Here is a 12,209-nt window from a genome sequence, read left to right as displayed (position 1 = left end):
GATAAATATTTGCAACATCAATTATTCATTTACTCTGCCAGACTATTATTAGTAGATAGCAGTACCTGAACTTACGGCTTAAACCCAGTAACTTTAAAGATAAATTTAATCGTTTTTATCTATCTGAGCAACTATTCAGAAAAAGGTCTTTCTCTGCCAGAAATCACGAATAAAATAAAACCCCACTCGCAAGTGGGGTTGGGGATTAAAAAGAAGAAATTAGCCTTTTTTCTCTTTATCTTTTACTTCTTCAAATTCAGCATCAACGATATCATCGTTACCTTTGTTTTGTGGCTGTTCTGCCTGAGCGCCAGCCTGCTGACCTTCAGCCTGTGCCTGAGCATACATCATCTCGCCCAGTTTCTGGCTGGCTGTACCCAAAGCTTCAGCTTTAGCATCGATCGCAGCTTTATCTTCGCCTTTAATAGCCTCTTCAGCTTCTTTAATGGCTGCTTCAATTTTTTCTTTTTCAGCAGCATCCAGTTTATCGCCGTATTCACTTAAAGATTTCTGTACAGAGTGGATCAAGGCTTCAGCCTGATTGCGGCTGGCTACCAGCTCAGCCAACTTGCGGTCTTCTTCAGCATTGGCTTCAGCATCTTTTACCATACGTTCAATTTCTTCTTCACTTAAGCCAGAAGAAGCCTGAATAGTAATATTAGCTTCTTTACCAGTGCCTTTATCTTTGGCCGACACATGCAAAATACCGTTGGCGTCAATATCAAAAGTGACTTCTACCTGTGGCACACCACGCGGAGCCGGAGGGATATCACCCAGATTAAATTGTCCCAGACTCTTATTAGCAGAAGCACGTTCACGTTCACCCTGCAATACATGGATGGTTACAGCGCTCTGGTTATCTTCAGCAGTAGAGAATGTCTGCGTGGCCTTAGTCGGAATAGTGGTATTTTTATTGATGAGTTTAGTCATCACACCACCCATTGTTTCAATACCCAGAGACAATGGTGTAACGTCTAGCAATAATACATCGCTACGGTCACCAGCCAATACAGCACCCTGAATAGCAGCACCTACAGCCACGGCCTCATCCGGATTAACATCACGACGTGGTTCTTTGCCAAAGAAGTCCTTAACCGCTTCCTGTACTTTTGGCATACGGCTCTGACCACCTACCAGAATCACATCATTAATATCATTTACACTCAGACCAGCATCTTTGATTGCAGTGCGGCAAGGTTCGATAGAACGGGTAATCAAATCCTCTACCAGACTTTCGAATTTGGCACGGGTAATTTTCATAGCCAGATGTTTCGGTCCGGAAGCATCCATAGTGATGTAAGGCAGATTGATTTCAGTTTGCTGACCGCTGGAAAGTTCAATTTTAGCTTTTTCAGCAGCTTCTTTCAGACGTTGCAAAGCCATTACATCGTTTTTCAGGTCGATGCCCTGATCTTTTTTAAATTCATCAATGATGTAGTTAATCAGGCGCTGGTCGAAGTCTTCACCACCGAGGAATGTATCACCATTAGTAGCCAGTACTTCAAACTGCTTGTCGCCATCAATTTCAGCGATTTCAATAATAGAAATATCAAACGTACCACCACCAAGGTCATAAACAGCAATCTTGCGGTCGCCTTTTTCACCTTTATCCATACCAAAAGCCAGAGCCGCAGCAGTTGGTTCATTAATAATACGTTTTACATCCAGACCAGCAATACGGCCGGCGTCTTTAGTAGCCTGACGCTGGCTGTCATTAAAATAAGCCGGTACAGTAATTACAGCTTCAGTTACCTTTTCGCCCAGATAATCTTCAGCCGCCTTTTTCATTTTACGCAATACTTCGGCAGAAACCTGTGGAGGAGACAGTTTTTCACCATGTGCTTCTACCCATGCATCATTATTATTGGCTTTAACAATCTGGAAAGGCATAGATTTGATATCGCGCTGCACCTCAGCATCATCAAATTTTCGGCCAATCAAGCGTTTTACCGCGTAAATAGTGTTTTTGGGATTGGTTACAGCCTGACGTTTGGCTGGTGCACCCACCAAAATTTCGTTATCATCCAAATACGCCACAATAGACGGTGTAGTACGTGCACCTTCAGCATTTTCTATTACCTTGGTCTGGCCACCTTCGGAAATGGCAACACAAGAGTTGGTCGTACCCAAATCAATACCGATTACTTTTGCCATAATTTAAAAATCTCCTAATGATTTAATCTCGTAATTTGTGCCATTATCGTACGGCTACAAACACAGTAGTTCAAAACTACCACGATATTATTGCTAATGCATCGTAAATGGGTATTCCTAGAACGATTTCAAGCATAGTTTTGCAAATTTTATCCAAATAATAGTTCGCAAAAAGCCTGTTTTAATATCAATAGCGTTTACTTACATAGTTATATGTTATATTCATTCATGCTTGAACAGTAAAATCGTTCTATTTTTGTCATTACCGTCTGATACTATTTTGCGCTATGTCAGACGGTATTTTGCAATAAGAGTTTATAATCACTCTAAATATTAATGATTTCTGTTTGGCTGTATCGATATCTTCATGATTTAGGAGTATGTTGTATGCCTGTAAAAATTGGGTTTAAACCCATTCCTGCTGCTATAGCGCTGTTAATCAGCCTGATTATCTGGTTTGCCATACCGGTGCCAGAAGGAGTTTCACCACAGGCTTGGCATTTATTAGCCATGTTTGTTGGTGTGATTGCGGCCATTATTGGTAAGGCCATGCCAATTGGAGCACTGTCTATTATTGCCATAATGCTAGTGGCGTTAACTGGCGTTACCGCAGACGCCCCCGGCAAAGCCATGAAAGATGCTCTGAGCAGTTTTGGTAACCCACTGATCTGGTTGATTGGCGTGGCTATCATGATTTCACGCGGTTTGTTAAAAACCGGCTTAGGAGCGCGTGTTGGTTATCTGTTTATTGGTTTGTGGGGTAAACGCACCTTGGGTGTCGCCTATAGTCTGGCCGTAGTGGAATTATTACTGGCTCCTGTTACTCCAAGTAATACTGCCCGAGGTGGTGGCATTATTCATCCAATCATGAAATCTATCGCCTCCAGCTATGATTCTGATCCTGAAAAAGGTACAGAAAAACGTATGGGTAAATTTCTGGCTCTGGTGAACTACCACGCCAATCCCATCAGCTCAATCATGTTTATAACCGCTACAGCACCAAACCCACTGATTGTGGATTTAGTAGCCAAAGCAACAAACAGTGATATTCATCTTTCTTGGGGTACATGGGCACTGGCCATGCTATTGCCCGGTCTGGTGGCTATGTTCCTGATGCCGCTTATCATATATTGGATGTATCCGCCTGAAATCAAGCAGACTCCGAATGCAGTTGCATTTGCGAAAGAGCGTTTGAAAGAACAAGGACCAATGACCCGTGATGAAAAAATCATGCTGGGTATTTTTGCAGTATTGCTGGTTCTGTGGGCTGGCATTCCATCTATGCTTTTTGGTAAAGCTTTTGCTGTTGACCCAACCACTACCGCATTCATTGGTTTGTCACTGTTATTATTAACCGGTGTATTAAGCTGGGACGACATCCTGAAAGAAAAAAGTGCATGGGATACCATTACTTGGTTTGCTGCACTGGTCATGATGGCAACTTTCCTGAATAAATTGGGGCTAATTACCTGGTTCTCCGGAGTACTGGAAAGTAGCATTGGTAGTCTAGGTATGGGCTGGATAGGTGCATGTACACTGCTATTACTGGCTTACATGTATGCGCACTATATGTTTGCCAGCACCACAGCACATATCACAGCTATGTTTGCTGCTTTCTATTCTGCCGGTCTGGCACTGGGAGCACCTCCAATGCTATTTGCCCTGATGATGGCTGCCGCTTCCAGCATCATGATGACACTTACTCATTACGCAACTGGTACCTCACCAGTAGTGTTTGGTTCCGGCTACGTCACCTTGGGTGAATGGTGGAAAGTTGGTTTCATCATGAGCGTCATTGAACTGATGATATTTGTCGTAGTTGGTGGAGCATGGTGGAAAGTTCTGGGTTACTATTAATCTAGTCTGTTCATCTCCTTCTCAGGCTGCCAGAAATTATGGCAGCCTGTTTTGTTGTTTAAAATCAAATTCAATGATTTTGACCGAAATTTCACTTGTTTTTACCGTACGGAATCGGTTATGATGCATCGCCTTAAGGGAGTAGTTGCACAGGTGATTTCTCCAGTACCTGTGGTTACGATCAACATATTTGCAGCATTATCTGCATGGTCGTAACGTCTGACCAGATGGCGGATTAACGAGACTTGAGACAGGATAAAACCGCTATGGCGGGGGTTTTATCGTGTCTTTTGTCTTTAAACCCGCCTATTGGTATTCTAAAAATGGTTCATGCTTTTCTTTCTTCGGTTATACCGGTTGCTTTAGCTGAAATCGGTGACAAAACTCAATTACTGACTTTATTTCTTGCTACCCGCTTTGCGCGAAAATATGCCATTATCGCCGGTATATTATGTGCAACATTGCTGAATCATATGGTGTCTGCTTGGTTTGGCGTTGAAGTAGCGCGCTTTTTTACACCTCAGCTAATGGGTTGGGTTGTTGGTTTCAGTTTCCTGATTGTCGGATTATGGCTGTTAAAACCAGATAAGGATGATGGCGTAGACACCCGTTTTATGCGTTATGGTCCGTTTGTGGCGACAGCAGTATTATTTTTTCTGGCTGAAGTAGGGGATAAAACCCAAATCGCTACGATATTACTTGCTGCGCAGTATCGTGATTTGTACTCGGTAGTGCTGGGTAGTACCGTAGGTTTATTGCTGGCAAATGTTCCTGTAATATTTTTTGGCAACTGGTTGATGCAGCGCTTACCACTTAATCAAATTCGCATCAGTGCCTGTTTCCTATTTTGTCTTTTAGGTATTATTATCCTGATTCAGACATGGTCAAATTAAAATATCAGACATGACTGAGTAGATTGATCAATATTATCGGACTCCCCGAAACCATGCAAAAACAATTAAAACGTTGTGATTGGGTTAAAGCAGACCCCCTTTATCTGCATTATCATGATTATGAATGGGGGCGGGTGCAAAAAGACGGACAAAAATTGTTTGAAAAAATCTGTCTGGAAGGCCAGCAGGCCGGCTTATCATGGATTACTGTATTAAAAAAGCGTGATGAATACCGGCGCTGCTTTTACAATTTTAATCCACATAAAATCATTACCATCACCGATATCAAACCATTTCTGCAAAATCCCGGATTGATTCGCCATCCGGGCAAATTACAGGCCATTATTCATAACGCCCATGCCTATCTAACCATGCAACAGCATGGAGAAGATTTTGCCAATTTTATCTGGTCATTTGTTAATCATCAGCCGATTATCAATCACTATAAATTTTTAGCTGAAGTACCCGCCCAGACAAAAATCAGTGCAGCTATGTCCAAAGCATTAAAAAAGCGCGGTTTTAGCTTTGTAGGACCCACTACCTGTTATGCTTTCATGCAATCGATGGGCTTAGTAAATGATCATCTAGCTAGCTGTTTTTTGTGTCGAGAATTAAAAAATAATCAGCCTAAATAATAAAATCAAAATGAAGAAATTAAAGTTATATCACCTATTTACTGTTTTTTTAATGAGTTTTATACTGTATTTGCCAATTAATTTTATTACATATTATTTAACAGACTTTAGTTACCAAGATATCATGAATATAGAGTGGGTTTATGATAACAGATGTTACTATCCTGAAGAGTCTGAAAGTGACGAATATAATTATGATAAAGATTGTTCTATTTGTGAACAACTGAGTCCATACAATAATAACGGCATTCATATCAAAGACGGTAATGGATATCTTATTGGTCTTGACCTAATGCGAAAAGTTTATTTGAAGCAAAAGCCCGATTATTTTCCTTCAGAACTACTTACTGGCGGGGAACTGCATCTTAAGGATTTTAAATCTGGCATTACTTGTACTTTTTATTCATATGAGTAACCTGATATATTTGATAAATAAGTAATAATAAAATGCAAATACATCAATAACGATAAAAATAAAAATCATATATTATCTAATCGTTATTAACTTTTGTTACCCTATTATCTGATAAAAATCGCCAAATACCTCTTAAATAGAATTAAGCTATATTGAAATTCTAAACATTAATTGGCGAATTTATGGATGCAATAACAATACTCCCTCGCATTTTGATGGAGTATCCTTGTGGTTATCACTTAATGGGTCAAGATAACAAAAACATTAAAATAACAAATAAAAGACATTTTGTATTGATAATAAGCTTTTAAATAAAGCAACGCCTAAAAAGAAGCTAAGCAAATTTTCTACTGACGAAATCTTAACTAGCGGTGAATAAAGAGTTTATCACTTTGAAACAAAAATAACCCGTTACTAAGAATTTGATTTTGGATTTTGACTAATACAGATATATCTTTTTCAGTTTCAAAAAATTTGATCTTATTTCATTTGGCTCTACCATACTCCTTCTTATAGCGTGTTTTTCAACATGTAAAAATATAACCATTAGTTAACACCTAAATATATTACTGTTAACACCCTAATATCCCATTTTACCTAGATACATCATTAGACAACTCAAAATAAACTCAATACTTTCTGTAATAAATATACAAAGTAACAACTAATATGATATAAAAGTAAAAACTGTAATACAAAGCATCTGCACAGCAAATAACTTGTCGTACAATACAACACTTGGACTAATTATATGGATTTACCTAGTTAACTAGCCTCATTTGAATTGTTGTAATATAAACCTGTTTGTTTTTAATTTAGATGCAATGAGTCATTGTCATGCAAAACAAGTTCAGACTTGGTTTTTATCTTAGTATCTGTGTACTGCTATCAGGCTATTTAAACCCAGTTTGGGCTGAAGATAAACCAGCCGCAATCATGGCTAGCGAACCAGTGCCGGTAATCTGGTATGCATGTCCGCTAGCAAATAATCATGTTAGCTACACAACTAAACCATTAGATGTTCAATGCCAGATTGCCAAACATCCGCCCACAGACAGTGATGATTTAAAAAAACATTCACTGGAAAACCAAAATGCCCCAGGATTAGAGCAGCTACAGCGCCTCTGGTATAGTGCTGAATTTGGTCGTGATAGCGATTTAATGAAAGTACCGCCAACACCTAAAATAGGCATCCTGCTGCGTCAGCAGACACCGAAACCAGATATAGCCACTGCAATTAAAAATAAAAACGTACCAGCAAAAATAATTGTTGTGCCCAAATTAACCCCAAAGCAACTCGTACAGCGTGATATTGCCAGTGAACAGCGGGCGTTGGTGACAGCCCAGCAGCAATTGCGACAGGCGCAAAAGCAAGGTATTGTTGCCCAAATTCAGCGCTGGCAGCAAAATGTTACCGATAGACAGGCCAATATCCGCGTATTGAAACAAGAGTTAAATCGCTACTAAAAATTAACTAATATTCATATTCCAAAGCGCGAGCAATAAATAGTAATTAAACTTGTAGCCAAAACGTGACTGGGCCATCATTAACCAGAGAAACCTGCATATCTGCTGCAAATATTCCAGTTTTAGTTATAAGCTGTTTTTGGCATAATTCAACAAAATAATTATATAAATGATTGGCTTCAGCTGGCGTTGCACCTTTAGTAAAACTTGGTCTCGTCCCTTTTTTAGTATCAGCAGCAAGAGTAAATTGTGATACAACCAATAGTTGTCCATTCACTTGCTTAATATTCAAATTCATTTTATTATCCTGATCACCAAATACTCGGTAACCTAGAACCTTACTGCACAGACGTTCAGCTTTTTGTGGATCATCGCCTTGTTCAACACCTAACAGAACCAGCAATCCGTGCTCTATTTGGCCGATAATTTCACAGTTTACACTGACACTGGCTTGCTTAACGCGTTGTATTAATGCAATCATTGAACATCCTGTCTAAATCTGTCTAAATTTTAATCCATATCACCTTAGAAGATAATTCTATCAGCACAGATTTAAAAAAACACCATACAGACAAATAATCAAAAAACTTTCTAGCCGCTATAAATCAGAAATTCCCGCCCAAGAAAAACGCCAGCTCAAAAACTGACGTTTTTCTTGTAACAATAAAGCCTAATCAACATCATGAATAAATTGTACTCCGGATAGATGCGAAGACAAAATAGCCGATTTGATCATCCTTAAAGCTTTAGGGCGGACAAAATTACGTCGTGAGGCCAAGACCACACGCCGTTTCGGAGCCGGATTAGTAAAAGGAATAATGCTGAATAACAAATGGTCATTTTCCGTTAATGCCGTAGCAGGCATTACACTAATACCCAAGCCACTGGCAACCATATGCCGAATCGTGTTAATAGAACTTCCTTGAATACTATTCGATAAACCCAGAATTTTCTGACGCGAAGCCAATTCCTGACAGCTATCCAGTACATTATCACGCATACAGTTACCTTCTGTAAGCAACAATACACGTTCTTCGCCCAGCTGTTTTGGCGTAACTTCGTCTAATTGCTCAAAAGGATGGCCTTTGGGAACAATAACAAAAAAAGGTTCATCATAGAGCGGGATCGTTGCCAGCCCCGTTTCATGAAATGGTTCAGCAACCACAATTGCATCCAGAGCACCACGCTTCAGTAATTCCGTTAGCACATCAGTATAATTTTCATCCAGTTGCAATGGCATTTCCGGTGCCAGCTGCCGCAATGACAAAATTAATTTCGGTAACAGATATGGTGCAATTGTAAAAATAAGACCAAGCTTAAATATTCCAGCCAGCTCGCTTTGTTCCTGATTTGCCATTAGCCTGATACGATCAGCTTCTTCCAGTACCCGGCGTGCCTGTAACACAATTCGCTGACCCGCTTCAGTTGTCAAAACTTCATTACTGCTGCGGTCAAATAAAGTCAGCCCCAACTCTTCTTCAAGCTTTTTAATTGCAATAGATAAAGTGGGCTGGCTCACAAAGCATCGCTGGGCAGCACGCCCAAAATGTTTTTCTTGAGCGACGGCCACAATATAGCGCAATTCAGTCAGCGTCATTCACTGGCCTTTTTTTTCCCGTTTCCGGTAAAGTAATATTCAGAGCCAATACATCCATACCATCTTTCTTTTCCTGAGCAATATGAATATCGTTCAAAGAAACATGAACATATTTTGACAAAACTTCCAATAGCTCTTTTTGCAATGTAGGCAAATAATCTGGTGCTTGTGTAGCACGCTCCTGCGCAATAATAATCTGCAAACGGTCGCGTGCCAGCTGAGCGGATTGTTGCTTCTTGCCAAAAAGAAAATCCATTATAGACATGGCCTAACCTCCAAACAGGCGCTTGAGAAAGCCTTTTTTCTCAGCATCCAGAAAGCGGATTGGACGGTCTTCACCTAACAGACGAGCTACCACATCTTTATATGCCTCAGCAACCACTGAATCTTCCTGTAAAATAACAGGAGTGCCCGAATTGGAAGCCTGTAGCACATTTTGCGATTCAGGAATGACACCAATCAAAGGAATACGCAAAATATCCTGAATATCCTGAACAGATAGCATTTCACCCTTTTCAACGCGTTCAGGCGCGTAACGTGTGATCAATAAATGCTCTTTTACCGGTATACCATTAGTTTCCGCCCGGCGGGATTTGCTGGATAAAATACCTAAAATACGGTCAGAATCACGTACACTGGAAATTTCTGGATTCGTAGTTACAATAGCCTCATCTGCAAAATACAAAGCCATCAATGCGCCCTGCTCAATACCTGCTGGAGAATCACAGACCACATATTCAAAACCCATCTTGCCAGTTAGGTCGTTTAAAACCTTTTCCACCCCATCACGAGTAAGCGCATCCTTATCGCGAGTTTGAGATGCTGGTAATACATAAAGATTATCGCAGTGTTTGTCCTTAATTAACGCCTGATTAAGAGTAGCCTCATCCTGAATGACATTAATCAGATCATAAACCACGCGGCGCTCACAACCCATAATCAAATCAAGATTACGTAAACCCACGTCAAAATCAATTACCGCAGTTTTATGGCCGGCTAAAGCCAGACCTGTTGAAATGCTGGCACTGGTTGTGGTTTTACCAACACCACCTTTACCTGACGTCACCACAATAATCTTTGCCACAATTAAATTCCTTTTGTTGTAAAGTGAACCCATTAATATGTTTACAAATTAACAGTGCATAAAAATCATACATCTGAATAAATTAATGCGCCTGAATCGCACTAAGTACCAGCCGGTCATTTTGCAGAAAAATCTGTGCTGGGCGACGATCCAAATGTGCCGGTAACTGCTGATCAAAAATACGATAAATACCAGCCACAGATACCAGCTCAGCTTGCATGCACTGAGCAAAAATACGTGTATCCTTATTACCTGCGGCACCAGCTAAAGCACGTCCACGCAACGGGCCGTAAATATGAATATTGCCATCAGCAATGATCTCCGCACCTTCACTGACCAGTCCCAGAACAATTAAGTCAGATTTTTCTGCATAAACCTGTTGCCCCGTCCGAATCGTACGATCAATAACCAACGTTGGCAGCGCATTTGCGGAAACTGATGAAATACATTTTTCTTTATTTGCATCTGCCGTTTGTGGAGAAAATGCCTCGGCTACAGCTTTAACTCGAGAATTAGCCTGCTCTTCCGGCAAAATACTAAAAGCTATATTATGTTGTTTAGCCAAACTTGCCCAGCTTGCATCAGAATGACGAATAGCTATAACACGCAAATGATATTGTGCAAACAGCGCAAATAGCTTTCCTAAATCTACTGTTGCCGGACTAGTAAGATTTTGCAGATCCAAAGTAAAAGGCATATTACGTAAATTTCCAAAACGATCTGCCCGTTGCTTTAGTTCATAGTTAATCAAAGTCAGGTCATCAGTCAGTAACTGTACTGATAGTGTATCCAGACGCGCGGATTTCACATTAAAAGCAGCTTTCATTAACGTGTTTGCCCAAATAAATTTTGATTAGAATATAGAGTAAGTATCGAAGTGTACCGTTTTGATTAAGCGGCTTCAATGACAACCCGTAGCTACAGACAAAATAATTACCCTTAAGCCAAGAAAAACTGATAATGACCGACATCTTCACTCAATCCACCCAACCAACAAAGTCATCTATGCCACGATTAAATATCATCGGTACCGGTAAAGTTGCCTCAACACTAGCCATTATCTGGCATCAAAGCAGACAAATAAATATACAGGCAGCATGGAATCGCAGTTTCCCAGCAGCGCAGCATCTTAAAAGCCATATACCGCATATTCAACTTCATAAACAGCTAAATACCTTACCACCAGCAGATATCGTAGTCATAGGTGTCAGTGATCAAGCCATAGAAACAATTGGCCGACAAATTAATCAGACAGACTGGATCACAGCCAATACACTAATACTTCATTTTAGCGGAGCACTAAATAGCAAAGTATTACAGTCAAACAAACAAAAAGTACTAACTGGTTCATTACACCCAGTATTTGCTTTTGCCACAATCGAAACGGCAATTAATACACTGCCCGGCCACCTATGCGCCATAGAAGGCGACAGCGCAGCATTACCGTTATTGCAACAGTTGGCACAGGCAGCAAATCTAACTAGTTTCAATATTAACTCTGCTCAGAAAACTCGCTATCACGCAGCACTTTCCATCAGTGCTAATTTTTTAGTCACATTAAATGCTTATGCACGCAATATACTGGCTACCTTATCCTTGCCGCCACAACTAACGGAAAAGCTAGTAAACCAACTCATGCAGCAAAATCTTGATCAACTGCAAATCATGCCTCCAGCAGAAGCCTTAACTGGTCCGATAAAACGTGGCGATAGCAACATAATCGCCAGCCACTGGCAGGCATTGAGTTCTTCAGAACGAGTAGTTTACAAAGCACTGGCAGAACAAACTTTAAACTTAACCACATTAAATAGAGATAAATACCAACAAATAGCACAAATCATTTCTGCAACAAATGACTGAACCAATAGATTGAGCAATATCTATCTAAAGGACATTCATCAAAACAAACTAAAACTAAATTCGACAAAATTAAATATTATAAAAAATATGCGGTTAATAAATTATACAAAAATAAATATCGAAAGTAGTTGACAGGGTTTAGAGCGAGGCGTATAGTTCGCCTTCTTCGCTGATGACGCGACACGAAAGAACTAACCAGTTTAAAGTAGAACGCAGTCAAAAGCAACGCTCTTTAACAGAACAGATT

Annotated in this window: 12 protein-coding genes; 6 read left to right on the top strand and 6 right to left on the bottom strand. The window is 40.1% G+C overall.

What is annotated here, in order from left to right:
• Nucleotides 1-219: 219 nt before the first annotated feature.
• Complete coding sequence (dnaK, locus tag MJ761_RS10110; RefSeq protein ID WP_093093615.1) at nt 220-2,154, bottom strand: molecular chaperone DnaK; 1,935 nt, start codon at nt 2,152-2,154, stop codon at nt 220-222.
• A 399-nt stretch (nt 2,155-2,553) separates the two neighbouring features.
• On the opposite strand from dnaK, the gene MJ761_RS10105 reads away from it, so the two are divergent.
• The 5 genes from MJ761_RS10105 to MJ761_RS10085 all read left to right on the top strand — a co-directional run bounded on the left by MJ761_RS10105 (nt 2,554) and on the right by MJ761_RS10085 (nt 7,421).
• Nucleotides 2,554-4,011 carry a DASS family sodium-coupled anion symporter gene (locus MJ761_RS10105; RefSeq protein ID WP_093093636.1) on the top strand — a complete coding sequence of 486 codons (1,458 nt, stop codon included), beginning with the start codon at nt 2,554-2,556 and terminating at the stop codon, nt 4,009-4,011.
• Nucleotides 4,012-4,277: 266 nt separating this feature from the next.
• On the top strand, nt 4,278-4,904 hold the full coding sequence (locus tag MJ761_RS10100) for a TMEM165/GDT1 family protein (RefSeq protein WP_239392918.1): 627 nt from the start codon (nt 4,278-4,280) through the stop codon (nt 4,902-4,904).
• A gap of 53 nt (nt 4,905-4,957) precedes the next feature.
• Nucleotides 4,958-5,539 (top strand): DNA-3-methyladenine glycosylase I, encoded by a 582-nt coding sequence (locus MJ761_RS10095; protein WP_093093617.1) that lies wholly within the window; start codon nt 4,958-4,960, stop codon nt 5,537-5,539.
• A 124-nt stretch (nt 5,540-5,663) separates the two neighbouring features.
• Nucleotides 5,664-5,954 carry a hypothetical protein gene (locus tag MJ761_RS10090; RefSeq protein ID WP_141683457.1) on the top strand — a complete coding sequence of 97 codons (291 nt, stop codon included), beginning with the start codon at nt 5,664-5,666 and terminating at the stop codon, nt 5,952-5,954.
• 936 nt (nt 5,955-6,890) lie between these two features.
• Complete coding sequence (locus MJ761_RS10085) at nt 6,891-7,421, top strand: hypothetical protein (protein ID WP_141683458.1); 531 nt, start codon at nt 6,891-6,893, stop codon at nt 7,419-7,421.
• 46 nt (nt 7,422-7,467) lie between these two features.
• Here MJ761_RS10085 and dtd read toward each other — a convergent pair whose 3' ends face one another.
• The 5 genes from dtd to minC form a co-directional block, all read right to left on the bottom strand.
• On the bottom strand, nt 7,468-7,902 hold the full coding sequence (gene dtd, locus MJ761_RS10080; protein ID WP_093093623.1) for a D-aminoacyl-tRNA deacylase: 435 nt from the start codon (nt 7,900-7,902) through the stop codon (nt 7,468-7,470).
• A gap of 189 nt (nt 7,903-8,091) precedes the next feature.
• Nucleotides 8,092-9,018, bottom strand: a complete 927-nt coding sequence (locus MJ761_RS10075; protein ID WP_093093624.1) for a LysR substrate-binding domain-containing protein — start codon at nt 9,016-9,018, stop codon at nt 8,092-8,094.
• On the bottom strand, nt 9,005-9,283 hold the full coding sequence (gene minE, locus MJ761_RS10070) for a cell division topological specificity factor MinE (RefSeq protein ID WP_037407189.1): 279 nt from the start codon (nt 9,281-9,283) through the stop codon (nt 9,005-9,007). The genes MJ761_RS10075 and minE overlap by 14 nt, the downstream gene beginning before the upstream one ends.
• A gap of 3 nt (nt 9,284-9,286) precedes the next feature.
• Nucleotides 9,287-10,102 carry a septum site-determining protein MinD gene (gene minD / locus MJ761_RS10065; RefSeq protein WP_093093626.1) on the bottom strand — a complete coding sequence of 272 codons (816 nt, stop codon included), beginning with the start codon at nt 10,100-10,102 and terminating at the stop codon, nt 9,287-9,289.
• Nucleotides 10,103-10,184: 82 nt separating this feature from the next.
• Nucleotides 10,185-10,928, bottom strand: coding sequence for a septum site-determining protein MinC (gene minC, locus MJ761_RS10060; RefSeq protein WP_093093628.1), 744 nt, complete (start codon nt 10,926-10,928; stop codon nt 10,185-10,187).
• A gap of 134 nt (nt 10,929-11,062) precedes the next feature.
• Between minC and MJ761_RS10055 the strand changes: the two genes are divergently transcribed.
• Nucleotides 11,063-11,962 (top strand): Rossmann-like and DUF2520 domain-containing protein, encoded by a 900-nt coding sequence (locus MJ761_RS10055; RefSeq protein WP_093093630.1) that lies wholly within the window; start codon nt 11,063-11,065, stop codon nt 11,960-11,962.
• Nucleotides 11,963-12,209: the final 247 nt, after the last annotated feature.

Source organism: Snodgrassella communis, assembly GCF_914768045.1.
Lineage (GTDB): Bacteria > Pseudomonadota > Gammaproteobacteria > Burkholderiales > Neisseriaceae > Snodgrassella > Snodgrassella communis.
This window is presented reverse-complemented; position numbering and strand designations above follow the sequence as displayed.